Source organism: Pseudoalteromonas sp. SG44-5 (genome assembly GCF_014164175.1).
Taxonomy (GTDB): domain Bacteria; phylum Pseudomonadota; class Gammaproteobacteria; order Enterobacterales; family Alteromonadaceae; genus Pseudoalteromonas; species Pseudoalteromonas nigrifaciens.
Window position 1 is genome coordinate 1 of record NZ_JACJES010000022.1, and the last position, 19,034, is coordinate 19,034.

The following is a 19,034-nucleotide window of genomic DNA, read 5'->3' on the forward strand; positions in this document are numbered from 1 at the left end:
GCCGCAGATAATAAAATTACTTTCATGTTAAAAACTCCATTTGGTTGGGTGGGGTAATTGTGGCTTCAATTATTGATTTGGGTATATCCCAAGGGTTTAAGCCTTTGGTTAATCGTTTAATAATTTCATCAGCAGACAATTGTTGTATGTGATGTAAATAATTTAGGTACTTGCTATAAGACTGAACACAGTAACGCTCTAAGCGTTCGGCCACTAAGACACCGTTGTGTTTTCTTTGTCTGCTCGTAGTTCTGATTTCAAGACGTTCAGCAGTAATAAAAGCAAAAGCGGGATAGGCAGCAGCAAAAACGGCATCGGTATTGAGAAGTGCATCCAAGGAGATAACACGGTCAACACTGCGAAGCTCAAGCTCAGCACGAACCCAATTAGGCTGGGATTCACTTTCCATTTGCTTACCTTTTTCATACATACGCGCCATTTTTCCATTTTTACGACTTCCTACGTAAAGGGTGTTACCGCCATTGGCCACGCAGTCATAACGCTTTTGCCAGCCGTGTTTTTTTCTCCATTTAGCTTGTTCTTCAGCACTTATTTTTTGTAATTCGCCAGTTTGGATAAATGACCAAGAGGGTGCTTGGTTGGTTTTACAAAAAGCGCCTTCTTCTAAATTTTGAAAATAATCGAGTACACTTCTTTTGCCTTCGTAATCATCGTAGGCAATATCTAAACGGGTAATTTTTACGTTAGGCATTTTTTTAAGCATGTCGTGTAATTTGGGAATATCTAAACCAGCACAACCAGTACCAGTAAATGAAATCATTACACCGCCATTGTTAGCGCCCCAAGCAATAACGCCAGAGTTAACATCGTGACGATAAAGCGTTGCAGATTTTTCATAAGTGAACATACCGCCCGAATTATCACGGTAAGACCAACTCAATGTGTCACTGGTTAAGCGGTCAGCAGCGGTTGCAACTTCTGTGTTTAATAGGTGCATAAACTTAGAAATATCACCTTCAATTAATGACGTAAGTGTTTTATAACGCTTTGTTTTTCTTACTACATTTTTTAAAAAATGCTTACGTTCATCGGCAGGTATTTCATCAATTGATTTGTATTGACGATACTTTGAAGAGCCTGAAAGATTAATATCAAATAGCTCGTTATAGTAATAATCAGAGTTGAAAACAACGGTTTCGTTTATATCAACGTCTAAGTCGTCAGTAGCGTTTTCGTTAAACATTTCAGCGCATAACATCGCGTTATAAGCTTCTTTGTATGATGAAAAGTCACCATTACCAAATGCTAACTTTGCATCAAAACGAAGACGGGCGATTTCATTAGGAGTGAAAACAACCGTTAAGTAGTCAATTTTTGTTATTTGCTCTACTGGGGTTTTAGCATTCAGGTTCATAATCAAATACTCCTGAATCAAAAAGTTCTTGCCAATTGCTTTCATCTACATCAATAATTTCAAAGTTTTCACCGTTGCAGTAGTCAATGCAAAAAGCCATTGCTTCTGAACGTGACGAATACATAAGCGGGTATTCAATTTTATTGAAACCTAATGCGTATTCTTCTATGGCTTGAATGTATTGAAGATAGAATTTCAACTCGTATTTCCCTGTTTACTGATAAACTGTCATCTTTGAATGTTTCGAGAGTGTAGCTTTCGAGATTGACAGTTGTCAAATGTTTATTTATCAGGTTTGACAGTTATACTTAACACAGTGAGGAGATTGCTATGAACTTTAGTTACGAACTAATTGAAAAATATAAATATTTCAAAAATTACAGCCAAGACAAACAGGTTATTGCTGATTTTTCTGAATTTAATTCAGGGAACATGTCACAGATTAAAAAAGGTAATCGTAGTTTGACGGCCAACCAGTGCATAGCGATGGCTAATGCAATTGGTATGGACCAAAAAGAGGCACTTTTAAATCTTGCTATCGAAAAATCGAAAAGTACAGAAGAAGGTAAAATCTGGGCAGATATTGTAAAAAAGATTAGTGCGGCATGTGTAGCGCTAACACTAGTTGCAGGCTTGGCAAATGACCCAACAGAGGACGCATTTGCGTAATAGCGATAGCCCATAAATTACGTTATGTTAAATTGACTTATTTAAAAGAAAGCGAGGGTGATTATTCAAATCAGCTCGCTTTTAGGAGAGTAATTTAGGGGTTAATTAAGCTCGGAGTCGACCCAAAACTTAGTACCTTTTAATACTGCTTGTAGTGCAAGGCCGCTTTCGGTCAAAGAATACACAGTAACTTGGTCTGCTATTGCTTCGGCAACTAATGCACCGCCTTTTTCTTTATATTTAGCTGCTGCATCTGCGTTTCCGCCAAATGCCCAACCGTGTTCAATAAATCTGTTTAGTGCCGCTTGGTTATGAAAAACCATAACAACGTTAAAGTCTTTAACACCTAAACCTAGGCCTAAACCGGCTTCGCCCATATTCATGTATGTAGATTTACCCGTTAGGTTATTTTTAATAACACCATAACCACCACCAAAACTAGCTAAAACAACATTGACGTTGGCATTATCAAAAACAGCATAACCTGCAGAGTTAGCAATTTGCTTTTTAACATCTGGTTTTATCGCGTAAAGTTTACTTAATGTATTTGATTCCATGCTATGCACTAATGCACGTTTTTCGCTTGGTGAGGCGCTGCCTGTTGTTGCACAACCTGTGAGCGCGAGTGTAAATACGAGCATACTTAGCAAAATAAATCTTTTCATGAATTTTCCTTAAATAACATTTATAACTAGCAAGTATATAATTACAAAATAATAGAATCTATTTATGTCCAATACTAGACAGTATCGGACTTTATGGTTAATCTATAAGTCTATTATTTTATTGAATATTTTATTACTATGCTAGTTGCTTTGGTTGATACGTTAAAACAATTGAGATATCAAATTGCTCATCTTGAAGATAATACTTTAAATTCAGAATATCCAGAACTGGCTACCTTTATACAGCAAGTTGGCTTGACTGTAACTGAATCAAAACAAGATCTTACCTTCTTATACCAGTTTTTATATGTTTATGGTCGCAAATCGGAAGCAACCTATAGTCGGTTTAGAAGTGAGCTTGAACGTTTTTATTTATGGGCATGGTTAGTGGCTGAAAAATCAGTATTTGATTTAAAGCGCGAAGATATTGAAGGTTATGTAGATTTTGTTGTTGAACCAGATAAAGCTTGGGCTACAACATCAGTACAATGGCGTTATAAAGACGAGAAAGGTATTCGTCGTTTAAATACAAATTGGCGCCCTTTCATCCAAAAAGAATCAATTGCTAGCCAACAAACATTATCGGCAATGTTTACTGCACTTAACGTATTTTATAAATTTGCTATTTTAGAAGAAAAAACCTTTGCCAATTTTGTGCCTGTAGTAAAAAAGAATAGTCCCTATTTAGTGGTTCAATCGCAAATACAGATCCCCGATACGCTAAGCGATATACAATGGGAATATGTGTTTGGGGTAACGCGCGACTTATGTGAGCAACAACCTGATCTAGAAAGAAATTTATTTACTCTGGCATGTTTAAAAGGATTATATTTACGGATCTCTGAATTGTCAGAGCGGCCACAATGGTCGCCCGTTATGTCGCATTTTTGGCAAGACAACGATGGCTTTTGGTTTTTGCGTATTATGGGTAAAGGTAATAAATTACGAGATGTAACTCTAAGCGATGATTTTGTTGAATATTTAAAACGCTACCGACTTTATCGTGGTTTACCTGCCCTACCACGCGTTGATGAATCTGAACCTTTGGTGCATAAAATTCGTGGCCAAGGTGGCATGACAGTTAGGCAAATACGACGTTTGGTACAACAAAGTTTTGATTTAGCTCAGCAATCTTTACTTGATGATGGTTTTAAAGATGACTCTGAACAACTTGAAGCAGCAACCGCACATTGGCTTAGACATACAGGTGCAACACACGATGCACAAACACGACCACTCAAACATTTATCTGAAGATTTAGGACACGCAAAAATAGCAACTACAGATCAAATTTATATTCAAACAAATATAAAAGAACGTGCAAAATCTGGTTTAAAAAGGAAAATATAATGGAATATTTAGTCATTACTTTTATTGGCAGTTTGTTTTTGATTTATTCATTAACAATCCGGCAATTAGAAAGAACCGAAATCACTGGCCCAATGTTTTTTGTGATTGGAGGAATAGCACTGGCTTGGTTTATACCTGAGGAAGTTGAACAATTAAAAAATGGTGGAGCTTATATATTACCTTTAATTGAATTAACTTTAAGTTTGTTTTTATTTACCGACGCTACAAAAACAAAACTAAGCGTTTTAAAACACAGTTATCAGTATCCAAGTTTATTATTATTTGTTGCCCTACCCCTTACCTTGTTGTTAGGTATTGGCACTGCATTATTTTTATTTGCAGAGTTAACACTTATTCAAGCTGCATTATTAGCAATTATTTTAACACCAACCGATGCAGCACTCAGTAAAGGACTATTAGAAAGTACACAAGTGCCCGAAAATATCCGTGAAGGAATAAATACTGAAAGTGGTTTAAATGATGGTTTATGTGTACCTGTATTTTTAATTTTTTTGTTATTAGCTAATAACCCAGAGCTTGGGATCACCGCTTCACAAACTATGATTATTTTTACTCGGGAACTTGGTATAGCGCTATTGATTGCAATTGCGAGTGTTGCGATATTTATTCCCACTTTAAACTTTGCTATGCAACGCCATTATTTTGCACAAAAAACCAGTCCTTTTTTGCTGGTAGGTTTTGCAATGGCGATATTTTCTATTACACAGTATTTTCATAGTAGTGGTTTTATTGCAGTGTTTGTAGCAGGTTTATTATTTGACCGATATTCTCCAGAGTCGATACGTTGTGAAATTGTTGAAGACTCAGAGCACATAGCCGATTTTGCCGCATTATTAATTTGGTGTTTATTTGGTTTTGTAAGTGCCTATTTGGTTTTACCAAAACTCAGTTTTGAAATAATAATTTATGCTTTACTTAGTGCAACTTTGATCAGAATAATTCCGGTTATGTTGTCACTGCAATTTACTGCACTGAATATAAAAGAGCGATTTACTTTTGCTTGGTTTGGACCAAGAGGACTCGCATCGATAGTATTTACGTTAATGGTAATTGATACTCAAATAGAAAATAAAAATCAGATTGCAACTATTGCTATGACCACTATTTTATTTAGTGTATTTATTCATGGTATAACTACTAAGCCAATTGCAGATAGTTTTGCTAAAAAGTAAAAAGTAAAAATGCGTAATTTTATTTATAAAGTTACGCATTTTTTAATTAGCCTAATAAAGTTTAATTGCTAAGTAGGTGTGCAAGTAACTCAATTGGATGTTTAGGTTTAAATTTTTCATATCGTTTAACTTGGCTACGACAAGAAAATCCTGTTGATAACAGTTGCTCGGGTTTATTTTTATCTACAATAGGTTTCCAACTCATTTCGTATAGTGCGCGCGAGTTGTTTTGGTTTTGTGCTTCATGACCATAAGTACCCGCCATGCCGCAACAACCAGTACTGGTTGTTTTTAATGTTAAGCCAATATCGGTAAAAATATTTTGCCAAACACTCGCAGCTTTTGGTAAGGCAGTAGTTTCGGTACAGTGGCTTAATAAAGTAAATTCAGTATTAGTATTTTGTTTTACTTTTAATTGCGTAAACGATTGAGTTTGTAACCACTCGTGAGCAAGTTGCACATGGAAATCACCACGATTATTTTCTAAAATTGTATTGTACTCATCGCGGTAACACATAACTAATGAAGCATCTAAACCAACCAGTGGCGCATTAATATCGTTAAGTTTATTTAAAAACTCTGCGGCGTTTTTTGCTGTTACTTTAAACTCATGCAAAAACCCTTTTACATGTTGTGGTTTTCCATTGGGTTTAAAAGGTAATAACATTGGCTTTTTGCCGAGCTGAGTAATAAGCGTAATAAAACTCTCTACTAATTCTGCTTCATAAAAACTAGTGAATGGGTCTTGTACTATTAATACATATTCGTTTTGTTGCTCAGCACTTAATTTATTTAGTAATTCAAAATTAAAAGTATGAGCTTTGTTTAATCGACTAGTTAGTGCGGGAATACTTAATTGTGGTGTATTTACATAACCCACGGTTTTTTTAATTATGTTACTAACTAGGTCTGTACTTACTATAGGATTAATAATACGTGCAAATTTAGCCATTAATGGCGCACTAACTTCTATATTACCCACTAGGTAATCTTTGAGTGGACGTGCGTAGTAACTATGATAATAATTTAAAAAACGCGAACGAAAAGTAGGTACATCTACTTTAATTGGGCAAGCAGTAGTACATGCTTTACAGGCTAAGCACTCGTCCATCGAAGCTTTAACTTCGTGAGAAAAGTCGTAAATGCCTTTGTTTTTTTCACGGCTGTGAACAAAACGTTCCCACCAGGTAATTACTTCGCCTTTATTAAGTTGCTTTTCGACCTCAAGTAAATCTACATTTTTTGCTTCTTGCAGGCGCAACCATTCGCGCATTAAACTTGCGCGGCCTTTAGGTGAATGTCGGCGATCGCCGGTTACTTTATACGACGGACACATTGGTGAGTTTTCATCGTAGTTAAAGCATATTCCGTTACCGTTACAAGTCATGGCATTATTAAAACTTGTTTTTACATCAATAGATATTTGTTTATCGAACCATGAACGTTTTTGTCCATCAACACTTACTAGTGAGTCTTCACTATCGATAGGTGTACATATTTTACCCGGGTTTATTCGGTTATTTGGATCAAATGCAGTTTTTATTTTACGTAACTGAGTAAATAAATGGTCGCCAAAAAACGCTGGGCCATATTCGCTACGATACCCTTTACCGTGTTCGCCCCACATTAAACCACCGTATTTAGCGGTGAGTTTTACCACTTCATCTGAAATAACACGCAATAGTTTTTCTTGTTCTGGGTCGCACATATCGAGCGCAGGCCTAACATGTAAAACGCCAGCGTCAACATGGCCAAACATTCCATATTGTAAATTATGGCTGTCGAGTAATGCTCTAAACTCTACTATATAATCAGCTAAGTTTTCTGGTGGTACCGCGGTGTCTTCTGCAAAGGCGAGTGGTTTCTGACTGCCTTTTACGTTACCTAAAAGCCCGACTGACTTTTTACGCATGGCGTAAATTTTTAAAATATCACTTTTATTACTGGTTAGCTGGTAACCAATAACACCATTAGTTTGCTGTGCCACGCACTGATCTAATAGTTTGCACAAAGTGTCTACTTTGTCTTTTATATCCTCTGGTGATACAGCATTAAACTCAACCATGTTGAGCCCTTGCATATCTTTATTAGGAATGTCGGTTATTAAGTCCGATACTGAATGCCAAATAATATCTTGGCGTGCTAAGTTTAAAACTTTGCTATCGACAGTTTCAACTGAGGTTGCTCTCGCAGCTACCAAAAATGGTGAATGACGTAGTGCCGAATCAAAACTATCATACTTAATATTAATTAAAGTTTTAAATTCAGCAATGGGGGTTAGCTTTAATTTAGCCTCGGTAACTATACCTAATGACCCTTCAGAGCCGGTAATTAAGCGGCTCATATCAAAAGTTTGTAAGTCATCACTTAGCACATGCTCTAGGTCGTATCCGGTTAAAAAGCGGTTTAATCTAGGGAATTTAGCTAATACAGCTTCACGCTCATTTAGTGCGATATCTAAAACGGTTTTGTATAAATGACCAACTAATGTGTCTTGCTCTGCGATTACCTTTGCTTTTTCTGTATCAATGGCTGCAGTACACATAGGTGTGCCATCGACCAAATAAGTTGTTAGCCCTAAAACATGGTCACTCGTTTTACCGTAAACTAGCGAGCCTTGACCCGAAGCATCAGTGCTGATCATACCGCCAATGGTTGCTCTATTACTGGTAGATAAGTCGGGTGAAAAGAAAAACCCATAAGGTTTTAAAAAGTCATTAAGCTGATCTTTTATTACCCCAGTTTGTACACGCACCCAGCCTTCTTGCGTGTTTATTTCGAGTATTTCACGCATGTATCGTGATAAATCGACAATAATGCCAGGGGTTAATGATTGCCCGTTAGTCCCAGTGCCGCCGCCGCGCGGACCAAATGTTAACGATAAAAAGGGGTCGCGAGATGCTGTTTGCAACGCAAGTTGAATATCTTTTTCGGTTTTAGGAAAAATAACACCTTGCGGTAGCTCTTGGTAAATACTGTTATCGGTTGAAGCTGTTATGCGGGTTGCATAACTTGCGTCAGTGTCTCCAGTAAACCCTTGATTTTTAATGGTACTTAAGTAATTTGCGACAACTTCTGTCGCGGCATCTTGCTGTGTAATAGTTGCTATCATGACGGCGATATTTTAAGGCATTTGATTAATTATATCATGCTGCGGGGTAATAGAAATTGAAGATTTTACAGTTTGTAACACACTTTTAATCGATTTTATTCGCACTGCAATTATACTCAAGTTAACAGTTACTAGGGGGCTTTAACTATGAAAAAAATACTATTACTTTTAGCCGGTGTATTGTGCATGTTACTGGGTTTATTTTTTGCGATTGTACCTGGACCATCGTTAATATTTTTTATGGCAGGGTTATTGTGTTTTTCTTTTGACTACCCAAAAGCAAGGCATTATTTGGGGCTTTGTCAAAAAGCGTTAACTAAATCGTGCAGATATTTAGATAAAAAATTAGCTCGTTAAAACTTTGTTTTAAATTACACAAACAAAAATGCCAGCAAAAGCTGGCATTTTTATTAAACAAAGTAATTATTTAGCTAGCTTTTCAGCTAAGTATAACCATGTTTCTAGTACTGTATCTGGATTTAATGAAACAGAGTCGATACCCTGCTCTACTAACCATGCTGCAAAGTCTTCATGATCAGAAGGACCTTGACCACAAATACCTACATACTTGCCTTTTTCTTTAGCTGTTTTAATTGCCATAGAAAGTAGCTTTTTGATTGCAGGGTCGCGTTCATCAAATAGATGTGCGATTAAACCTGAGTCACGATCTAAACCAAGCGTTAGCTGAGTTAAGTCGTTTGAACCGATAGAAAAACCATCAAAATGCTCTAAAAACTCTTCAGCTAATAGTGCGTTTGAAGGCAGTTCACACATCATAATTACTTTTAGACCATTATCGCCACGTTTAAGGCCATGCTCTTCAAGTAGTTCAATAACACGTTTACCTTCTTCAACGGTACGTACGAATGGGATCATGATTTCGATATTGGTCATGTCCATGCCGTTTCTTACGCGTTTAATTGCTTCACACTCTAGAGCAAAACAGTCGCGGAAAGCTTCTGACACATAACGAGCGGCGCCTCGAAAACCTATCATAGGGTTTTCTTCTTCCGGTTCGTATTGTTGGCCGCCAACTAAGTTTGCGTACTCGTTTGATTTAAAATCAGACATGCGAACAATTACACGCTCTGGTGCAAATGCACACGCCAGAGTAGAAATACCTTCAACCAATTTAGAGATATAAAACTCTACTGGAGATTCATAACCGGCCATCATATCGGTTATCTCTGCTTTTAATGCATCAGTTTGTGCATCAAAATTAAGTAGTGCTTTAGGGTGAACGCCAATCATACGGTTGATAATAAATTCAACACGGGCTAGGCCAACACCAGAATGTGGTAAACGAGCAAAATCGAATGCACGATCTGGATTACCTACGTTCATCATTACTTTAATTGGTAGCTCAGGCATTTCGTCAACACGTGAAGTAAGTACTTCAAAGTCTAAAATACCTTCGTAGATGAAACCTGTATCCCCTTCGGCACATGATACGGTAACTTCTTGACCAGCTGTAATTAAATCAGTTGCGTTACCACAACCAACAACGGCTGGAATACCAAGTTCACGTGCAATAATTGCAGCATGACAAGTACGGCCACCACGATTTGTAACAATCGCTGCTGCACGTTTCATGATTGGTTCCCAATCTGGGTCGGTCATGTCGGTAACTAAAATGTCGCCTACTTGAACCTGATCCATCTCTTTGATTGAGTTAAGAACACGAACAACACCGCTACCAATTTTATGACCAATTGCACGGCCTTCAACAACAACCTTGCTGGTGCCATTTAATTGAAAACGTTCCATTACGTTGGCATCTTCGTTTGAGCGAACCGTTTCTGGACGAGCTTGAACTATATATAGTTTGCCGTCGTTACCGTCTTTTGCCCATTCGATGTCCATTGGACGACCGTAATGTTTTTCGATGATTACAGCTTGCTTGGCAAGTTCTTGCACTTCTTCATCTGTAATCGAAAATTTATTTGAAAGCTCAGGGGCAACATCAACGATGTCTACTTGCTTACCATGTGCTTTGTCTTCTGAGTAAATCATTTGAATGGCTTTAGAGCCAATGTTACGACGTACTACTGAAGGTTTGTTTTTAAGTAATGTTGGTTTATGAACATAAAATTCATCAGGGTTTACTGCGCCCTGTACAACCATTTCTCCTAGCCCGTAGCTTGATGTGATAAATACAACATCTTCAAAACCAGACTCGGTATCAATACTAAACATAACGCCAGATGCTGACTTATCTGAACGAACCATACGTTGTATACCAGCAGACAGTGCAACACCACGGTGATCGTACCCTTGATGAACACGGTAAGAGATAGCGCGATCGTTAAATAATGAAGCAAATACGTGTTTAATAGCGACCATTACTGAGTCGATACCAACAACGTTTAGGAAAGTTTCTTGCTGGCCTGCGAATGATGCGTCTGGCATGTCTTCAGCAGTAGCTGATGAACGTACTGCAAATGAAACATCGGCTGCTGTGTCGCCGTGGAGTTGGCTGTATGCTTCGCGAATGGCTTTATCTAGATTAGGTTGGAATGGTGTATCGATTATCCATTGGCGGATATCGGCACCGACTTTAGCGAGTGTATTCACATCTTCAACATCAAGTGTATCTAGAATATCGTGAATTTTTGCGGTGAGTCCTGATTGATCTAAAAACTCATTAAAAGCATCAGCGGTAGTTGCAAAACCACCCGGCACTTGTACACCTGCGTTTGCTAGGTTTGAAATCATTTCGCCAAGTGAAGCGTTTTTACCGCCAACACGAGGAACATCTTGCATACCAAGCTCTTGATACCAGAGAACGTATTCTTGCACGGATCTTTCTCCAAAAAAACAAATTGTAGTACTAAATACCAACTAATTAACATTTAATCATTTTAGCGAGTTAGACATTGTATTAACAAGTTAAAAATTTTCATGTAGAACAACTACCTGTTAATTTTTATGTTGCTAATAAAGCGCTTCCTATCGCTATAATTGACTATTTACTTAATACAATCGATATAACTGTGAGAGTTAAGAAAGAAAACCTTTTATAAAGGTCACACCCATTCTACACTGGCAACAGTCCTCACGTAAACCGTGAGAAACTTAATTTTAAAATTAAAAGTAATAAAAAAGAGGATTTATGAGAACTGCTTTTTATATTTCAGATGGCACAGCAATTACTTCTGAGGTTTTTGGCCATGCTACTTTGTCACTGTTCCCTGTTGAATTTAATCATAAAACCATTCCCTTTGTAGAAACAGAAGAGAAAGCGCATCAAATTAAAGAGTTAATTAATGCAACGGCTAAAAGAGACGGTGAAAAGCCTTTAATATTTTTTACCTTTGTAAATTACAACTTAACTGAAATTATTAGCTCTGCTAATGCAGTGTGTTATGACTTTTTGACAACCTATAGCGAAAAAATAGAAAAAGAACTAAATGTGGCGCCAGTACCAAAAATTCATCGCACTCACTCTATTCATGAAAAAAGCTATGATTTTAGAATTGATGCGGTTAACTACGCGCTGATGAATGATGATGGCGGTAATATTAAAAACTATGGAGAGGCCGATATTATTTTAATCGGTGTGAGCCGCAGTGGTAAAACCCCAACGAGTTTATATTTAGCACTACAATATGGTATTAAAGCCGCTAACTACCCAATCACCGAAGACGACCTTGAAACTGAAGGCTTGCCTAAATGCTTAATACCTTTTAAACATAAATTATTTGGCTTAACTATTGATCCTGAGCGCCTTGCTGCCATTAGAGACAGGCGTATGGCTAATTCTAAATACGCTTCTATTCGTCAATGTCGTATAGAAGTGCGCGAAGTAGAAATGCTGTATAAGCGTAATAGAATTCCATTTTTAAACTCTACTCATCACTCAGTTGAAGAAATATCAGCGAAGATTATATCTGATACCGATCTTGAGCGCCGTAAGTACTAACTTACTTGGCGGTTAACTTAACTAAAAAGTATAAAAAACGCCGCTTAATTAGCGGCGTTTGTATTTAGGGGAGTCATTTTATTTATTTACGTGCGTCTTTTAATAAATCGGCAACTAAAAAGCCTAACTCTAATACTTGATCGGCATTTAAACGTGGGTCGCACTGGGTTTTATAGCGCTGTGCTAAATCGTCGTCAGACAGTCCGTACGCACCGCCAGTACACTCAGTAACATGTTGGCCTGTCATTTCTAAATGCACGCCGCCTGCATAGCTGCCCTCGGCTTTATGCACTGCAAAAAACTGGCTGATCTCACGCATGATGTTATCAAAGCTACGTGTTTTATATCCTGAACTCGCTTTTTCGGTGTTACCGTGCATTGGATCAGAACTCCAAATTACTTTACGGCCTTCTTGTTGTACTTTGCGTACCAATGCCGGCAGTTTTTCAGGGAGTATATCTGCGCCCATACGGGTAATTAATGTTAATCGACCTGGAATGTTATCTGGATTTAATGCATCAATTAAACGTATTAAATCATCAGGGTCCATACCTGGACCAACTTTAACCCCAATTGGGTTTTTAATTCCTTTAAAAAATTCAATGTGCGCGTGGTCTAGTTGACGCGTACGCTCGCCAATCCATACAAAGTGCGCAGAACAATCGTACCAATCGCCAGATAAATGGTCGCGGCGAGTTAGTGCTTCTTCGTAGCCTAGTAATAGCGCCTCGTGAGAGGTGTATAAATCGGTTTCTTTTAAGCTTGGTGCAATAGTAGAATTAATACCACACACTTCCATAAACTCAAGCGCGTCTTGAATTTTATCAGCAAGCTGTTGGTACTTTTCTTTCTGCGGATTGGCTGCAACAAAGCCCATATTCCAACGGTTTACTTGATGTAAGTCAGCAAGGCCACCTTGAGCAAACGCACGCAGTAAGTTTAACGTAGCTGCACTGTGATGATACGCCGTCATTAAGCGTTGTGGATCTGGAATACGCGCTTGTTCGGTAAACTCAAAATTGTTAACAATGTCGCCACGGTATGACGGTAGTGATACGCCATCAATCGTTTCTAAATCTGCTGAACGTGGTTTTGCATACTGCCCTGCCATACGCGCTATTTTAACTACTGGGCATTTACCGCCGTAAGTTAATACCACGGCCATTTGTAAAATTGTTTTAAAAGTATCGCGAATGTTAGCGGCATTAAAGTCACTAAACGACTCAGCACAATCACCACCTTGTAGTAAAAAAGCGCGCCCTTCGCATACATCTTCTAGCTGCTTAAATAAACTTCTGGTCTCTTCAGCGAATACTAAAGGCGGAGCACTCTTTAATTGCGCTTCTACTGATTTAAGTGATTCTTGATCTGGGTAGTTTGGCTGCTGCAATATTGGCAGTTCTCTCCAGCTATTTGGGTTCCACGTTTGCATATTCATTCCTCATTCCTATTTACCTGATACAACGAAATTAACGTATGCAGGGCTGTTTGTTCAAGGACTAAATTCACTATTTACTAATTATTTAGTTATGGGTTAGGTAATTAATATATTTAGCCATATATGTTGGGCCCTTAGCGCAAATATAAAATGATAAATAGAAAGAATATAACTGATTAAAAACATAAAGTTAAGATTAATCATGGTTACTTTTTAGTTGTTGACCTACATTCAATCTGAGTTAATTATTATAACAGGTCGAGCGGGGAACACATCATACTTAAATTACACCATGTGTATTCTTAACTTTACAGTTGATATAAACAATAATTGACCAATAACTATGCAATTTAAAAAATACATGCTAAGGCGAGTTTTATTTGCCACCGCAACATATACTAGATGTTTATAAACAGTGGGTTTATTAGGCTAAAGCTCTCCTTGGTTAAGGTTAAAATACAAAGACTTATTTGGGCTCAGTACTAAGTTTTTATAAAAATGTGAATAGTGGCAGTTATTACTGAGGTTAAAACTTATTTTAATATGTATAAGTTTTACGCTTTGCAGATCTTATGCTGTAGTGTAAATAGACATGACAACGTATTGTATTTCACCCAGGCATACTACAATACGTAAAGCTTATATCTGCAATGTATTAAGTTACTCTTTGTATGAACGTTTGGATCGGCACTAATTAACACCACTAGCTAGCTGCTTAATTAGTTAAGCTACAGGGAGCTCAAAATGGTTTGCCCTGCCCGGTACTAATAAATGTATATTCAGTTCTCACAAGCTAAACATTTTAAGTATCCCAAAGTATGAGCCGGTTAATTATATCAACCTCATTTTAAAGCCTCACCACAAATCATGGCTAAAGTTAAATTGCACTCAGAAGCTAGTAGGCCGTTATTAGCTGTAACCTATAACGGTATACAAATGTGAGTATTGGGGAATTATTATTAAGAGTTAAGCTACTCAAATGCATAAGCACGAGATTTTAAAATTAACCAAAGCTGTAAAGAACACATCATACTTAAATTAAATATTAAATAAACTTAGCCCCGAGTAAACTAAAATTATTAGCTAAACAAAGATAAGGTTATGTGCGATAATTATTTAGGTAAGATGTGTTCTTTGGAGGTTGCATGGTAACTAAAGTACAAATAAGAAGTCAGTTTGATTTAATGAGCGAACTAACATTAAGGCTAATAGAAGAGCTTAATCTATGTGAATATACAAAAGCCGAATATTATCAACTTCCTGATATAAGCACTGTTGATGAAGATAAAGTGGCCGAATCGATTAAAGTTACTAAAATATCAGGCGAACTAGCACATAAAGCTATATTAAATTCCTTTACTGACATTTATAAAAAACAAGGGCTAAGTAGCCGAGTTTTAAAGCGTCATCCTGGCCTATTAGTTATAAAAAATGCTGACAAACAAGCACTAATTAATCGAATTGCTCAAGTAAATAAGGCAAAAGCAGCGTTTAAAGAGTGTATTTTAGCTATTGATAACAACGATGCTCGTTTTGAAGCGGTGCATAATGCAGTACCCAACTTAATTACTTTGGCTGCTTATCGAAAAATTCATAGTGAACATGAATCGCCTTTTTCAGTACGATTTACCTGGATGCACAAACATGCAACTAAAACACTGACCAAAAAAATGGCCCTCGAAATGTTACAAAAGTCAGCTAGTTATAGAAACCCCAGAATGATCGACCAGCAAAAATGGCAGGCGCTAGTAGCACAAGAGCAATTACGGGTAGCAAGTTTAGGTGAAAAAGAAAAACTTAGAATTAGGCGCCCTACTCGAGTTAGCCCTCAGGTAAATGTGCGTTATACCGCGCAAAACCGTTATCACGTCAGTGCGGCGCTACCTTTTATTTTAATAAACCCAGAACCAGACGTAAAACTTGGGGTATTACCAAATTACGAAAAACCATTAAGTCATCCACGAAAACGTGACTATGATTTTTTAGTAGATCGACTTTATTTAGAACAAGTAGAAAAGTGATTATGTTAAAAAGGTCACGCTAGGTGACCTTTGTTATTATTGGACTCTGCAATAAAAATTACTTATCTACTATTTCAACAAGTTTGTCTTCATCAATAAGCACAGCATTTTCTACAATACGCTTACCGCCTTGTATTTCAATTCGTTTATTGTGTTTATTCAGAGTAAGTATCTCATCACAAAATTGGTCTGATGGATGCATTTCGTAAGTGTAGTCAATAATATTACCGGTTTTATCGTCTTTAACATTGGTAATACTGTACTCAGAGATAGCTCCTTTCTCGATCAAATCTTTCATTGTTGTGGTCATATCACGACGCAGCGCTTTTAATTTATTTTCGGTAATATTATCCGTTGAATAAATTGAGCCGTACTTTTCCATAATAGACAGTAATCTAAAATGGTATGTTTTACCCGGCGCTGCATAACGCCAAAGATGATATAAGCGCAGCATCATCCAACGCGATAATCCGCGTTTTAATTCTTGGGCGCTGTTAAAGTAATATCCTTTGTATTCAAGGTTATCAATCATGTTATGCACAAATGCATTTAAACACGCAACACATTTAACATTTCCGCCTTGACCTTTTTTTCCACTAAAATGCAGTGACGATAAAAAGTTCATGTTCGACTCGTAAAATGAATCATCAATATTTGTATTTTTGGTGTCTGTTGCTGAATATTTAAACGAAAGTTTCGAGCCTTGTAATGCTTCAAGTGATTCTTTAATTTGTGGATATGGCATAGATTGGCCAACGGTTTTCAGCTCTTGTGCTAATTCGTTCATTGAAAAAACAACAGCATATTGAATACCGGACTTAAAATTTATTTTTACTATTTTACCTTTAGAAGCTAAACGGATCAGCGCACGTTCTACTTTTTCTTCTCGATCTGATGGCCAAACCAAATATTCTACGTCTTCACCATCTTTGCGTGTGCTAACAACCGCCGGCGTTATTTTTAATTCACCGTCGTACAAAATACCATCTATTTTTTCAGATATTTTGCGTGTAATTATTGTTTTTTTAGGTGCTTCTTCTAATGGTAATTTTTTATGCCCCGAACGGACAAAGCGTCCCCATAAATCATAATGGTTAAAAGTATTCGAATAAGCACGTAATCCATGAGCTGCATTTTCTATCGAAATCCGCACATCTTTATTATCTGTAAACAGTGCTAAGCTTTCATTATCAATTGCACTTTCCACCCCGTGAATTTGGCCCCTTAGTGTATCGGGCAAGTTATCTACCGAGATGTTGACCTTTCGGCTCATTGTTGTTATTTCCATTTTTATTGCGACAGCTAATAACAACACATAAAGACAAAAAAGTTAAATGTTTAAGTTAGTATAAAAGTGATCTGAGCTAAAATAAAACCTTCGGATCACTATTATACTAAGCGGATGCTAATTAACTCAATTTCAGATCATTATTTTACTAACTAGGCAGTTACAAATCTCATTTTTACTAACTCAGTGAGATTTTTGTCCATTACAAAGCTAAATTTTTAATATTTAACACGACAAATTAACTAAAAAACTAAAAGCCCTGTGGATAAGCACATATTGAGTTAGCATAGATCTGATCTGTACCTACTACAGATCAGATCTATACTAATTAAAAGCCTTCTTTTACTACAGAATCGGTGTATAACTTTATAATTTACTTAGTATAAAACTGATCTAACAGACCTTTTTTGTGCACAACTTAATGATTAACCTGTGTGTAACTATTATTTTAATTTTCAGCTTAGTAAAAAGCTGATCTGCTAGTAGATAAAGATCTGATCTTAACCAAGTATAAAGCTGATCTGCTTATTTTATTATTATTCATATAAATCATGTGTTTATGACCTTTATTTAAGCCTCTATCCTTTAATACCTTATATACTTAACCATACTTAACCTCTCTATTTATACTAAGAGATATTAAGCATGTAAAAATATTATTAGATGTCTTGTTTATAAAACACATGTCACTATAAATAGTTGTTTACAGCAAATTGAATGGACATTATACTAACAGCCTAACTTTGAGGAATTAAGTATGTCTATCAATAATAATGCGCTAAGTACCTACCGGCTTTTGAAAGCAACAGCTGAAGTTGCCGAAAAGTCACTAGAAGGACGTATACAACATTATCGCGCTCATCTTAAATCTGAAGAAAAAGAATTAAGAACTTATACGCAAAAAGCAGCTGCCGATCTGCTTGGTTGTAACAATCGTACCTTAAAAAGACGCCACGACAATGGTGATTTTGATAATTTAAATATCAAACGTGGTGCAAATGGTCATTACGCTTACACTTTGGTAAATATTTTTGCTATGGCCGATATTATGGATATTCAGCCCGATCACCGTACTGGTGATGACAAACTGCAAGTTATTGTAATTAACTCCTTAAAAGGCGGTTGTGGTAAAACAACTAGTATGGTTAATATTGCAGCAGCATTGGCAACTACAAATATTAAACGCTATCGTATTGGTATTATTGATTTAGATCCTCAAGGTTCATCATCTAGCTTTTTTCCATCGGCAGAGCCCGATCCAATTACCGTTGGCGATTTAATGCGTGATTGTATTGATTTAGACGAAGGGGAAACCTGGCCTGAATTTGTATCAAACTCATTTTTACCTACGCATATTCCAAATATTCGTGTTTTACCATCTGGTATGGATGATTTTTATTTTGAACATGAAACAGCTACTTTACTCAAAGACACCTCAAATTATGAACAAACCCGTCATTATCATAAGTTACTTGAAAAAGTAATTGACCCAGTAAAAGACGAGTTTGATGTGTTATTAATCGACACAGCTCCAACACTTAACTTTATGTTTTATAATGCGTTAATGGCATCTACAGCAATGCTAATACCGGTTCATCCAGAAGCTGTAGACTTTGATGCAAATAATAAATATTTAAAACGTTTAGGTGAGATTTATCATACAGTTGCAGCCCTAGGCCATGAAGGATGGGACTTTATGCAGTTTTTAGTAACTAACTATGTAAAAGGTAACCACTCGCAACGCGATATCGTTAAAGATGTTCGTAGTGCCTTTGGTCGCCAAGTAATGAGTTACCCAATTAACCATAGCTCAGCAATTACAGCGAGTTCGTCTTCGTTTAACACTATTTTTGATCAAAAAGCATCAGATAGTTTAGCTAGTCGCGAATCGTTAATGCGTGCGCAAGAAAATATAAAAGATGTAGTTGATGAGCTCGAAATGCTGATCCGCTCTAATTGGCAATCTACACAATCAAAACTAAATACCCCTAAGTAAGGATG

14 protein-coding genes are annotated in these 19,034 nt (G+C 36.9%); 7 read left to right on the forward strand and 7 right to left on the reverse strand.

Annotated features, from left to right (window positions below; all coding sequences use genetic code 11):
* Positions 1–22: 22 nt before the first annotated feature.
* Complete coding sequence (locus tag H5079_RS15560; protein WP_182684428.1) at positions 23–1,375, reverse strand: replication initiation factor domain-containing protein; 1,353 nt, start codon at positions 1,373–1,375, stop codon at positions 23–25.
* Positions 1,359–1,574, reverse strand: a complete 216-nt coding sequence (locus tag H5079_RS15565) for a hypothetical protein (RefSeq protein WP_182684429.1) — start codon at positions 1,572–1,574, stop codon at positions 1,359–1,361. The genes H5079_RS15560 and H5079_RS15565 overlap by 17 nt, the downstream gene beginning before the upstream one ends.
* A gap of 131 nt (positions 1,575–1,705) precedes the next feature.
* Here H5079_RS15565 and H5079_RS15570 point away from each other — a divergent pair, with 131 nt between their 5' ends.
* Complete coding sequence (locus H5079_RS15570) at positions 1,706–2,044, forward strand: DUF3693 domain-containing protein (RefSeq protein ID WP_182684431.1); 339 nt, start codon at positions 1,706–1,708, stop codon at positions 2,042–2,044.
* A 101-nt stretch (positions 2,045–2,145) separates the two neighbouring features.
* Here the strand turns inward: H5079_RS15570 and H5079_RS15575 are convergent, their stop codons facing one another.
* Complete coding sequence (locus H5079_RS15575; RefSeq protein ID WP_182684433.1) at positions 2,146–2,709, reverse strand: YSC84-related protein; 564 nt, start codon at positions 2,707–2,709, stop codon at positions 2,146–2,148.
* Between the two features lie 138 nt (positions 2,710–2,847).
* On the opposite strand from H5079_RS15575, the gene H5079_RS15580 reads away from it, so the two are divergent.
* On the forward strand, positions 2,848–4,059 hold the full coding sequence (locus H5079_RS15580) for a site-specific integrase (protein WP_182684435.1): 1,212 nt from the start codon (positions 2,848–2,850) through the stop codon (positions 4,057–4,059).
* The gene (locus tag H5079_RS15585; protein WP_182684436.1) at positions 4,059–5,252 is read left to right on the forward strand and encodes a sodium:proton antiporter; all 1,194 of its coding nucleotides are present in this window, start codon (positions 4,059–4,061) and stop codon (positions 5,250–5,252) included. The genes H5079_RS15580 and H5079_RS15585 overlap by 1 nt, the downstream gene beginning before the upstream one ends.
* Before the next feature lie 61 nt (positions 5,253–5,313).
* Here the strand turns inward: H5079_RS15585 and H5079_RS15590 are convergent, their stop codons facing one another.
* Positions 5,314–8,364: an FAD-binding and (Fe-S)-binding domain-containing protein gene (locus H5079_RS15590; protein WP_182684438.1), complete on the reverse strand. Its 3,051-nt coding sequence runs from the start codon at positions 8,362–8,364 to the stop codon at positions 5,314–5,316.
* A gap of 147 nt (positions 8,365–8,511) precedes the next feature.
* Here H5079_RS15590 and H5079_RS15595 point away from each other — a divergent pair, with 147 nt between their 5' ends.
* Positions 8,512–8,721 (forward strand): PGPGW domain-containing protein, encoded by a 210-nt coding sequence (locus H5079_RS15595; protein WP_041454951.1) that lies wholly within the window; start codon positions 8,512–8,514, stop codon positions 8,719–8,721.
* A gap of 66 nt (positions 8,722–8,787) precedes the next feature.
* Here H5079_RS15595 and ppsA read toward each other — a convergent pair whose 3' ends face one another.
* Complete coding sequence (gene ppsA, locus H5079_RS15600) at positions 8,788–11,163, reverse strand: phosphoenolpyruvate synthase (RefSeq protein WP_041454953.1); 2,376 nt, start codon at positions 11,161–11,163, stop codon at positions 8,788–8,790.
* Positions 11,164–11,476: 313 nt separating this feature from the next.
* On the opposite strand from ppsA, the gene H5079_RS15605 reads away from it, so the two are divergent.
* Positions 11,477–12,286, forward strand: coding sequence for a pyruvate, water dikinase regulatory protein (locus tag H5079_RS15605; RefSeq protein ID WP_011330181.1), 810 nt, complete (start codon positions 11,477–11,479; stop codon positions 12,284–12,286).
* An 82-nt stretch (positions 12,287–12,368) separates the two neighbouring features.
* Here H5079_RS15605 and H5079_RS15610 read toward each other — a convergent pair whose 3' ends face one another.
* Positions 12,369–13,718, reverse strand: coding sequence for a class II 3-deoxy-7-phosphoheptulonate synthase (locus H5079_RS15610; RefSeq protein ID WP_172459254.1), 1,350 nt, complete (start codon positions 13,716–13,718; stop codon positions 12,369–12,371).
* 1,151 nt (positions 13,719–14,869) lie between these two features.
* Here H5079_RS15610 and H5079_RS15615 point away from each other — a divergent pair.
* Entirely contained in the window at positions 14,870–15,745 is an 876-nt protein-coding gene (locus H5079_RS15615) for a DNA replication terminus site-binding protein (protein WP_089369317.1), read from the forward strand.
* Positions 15,746–15,803: 58 nt separating this feature from the next.
* On the opposite strand, the gene H5079_RS15620 is transcribed toward H5079_RS15615, so the two are convergent.
* Complete coding sequence (locus H5079_RS15620; RefSeq protein WP_011330184.1) at positions 15,804–17,018, reverse strand: hypothetical protein; 1,215 nt, start codon at positions 17,016–17,018, stop codon at positions 15,804–15,806.
* A gap of 772 nt (positions 17,019–17,790) precedes the next feature.
* Here H5079_RS15620 and H5079_RS15625 point away from each other — a divergent pair.
* Positions 17,791–19,029, forward strand: coding sequence for an AAA family ATPase (locus H5079_RS15625; protein WP_011329644.1), 1,239 nt, complete (start codon positions 17,791–17,793; stop codon positions 19,027–19,029).
* The last annotated feature ends 5 nt before the right edge of the window (positions 19,030–19,034 follow it).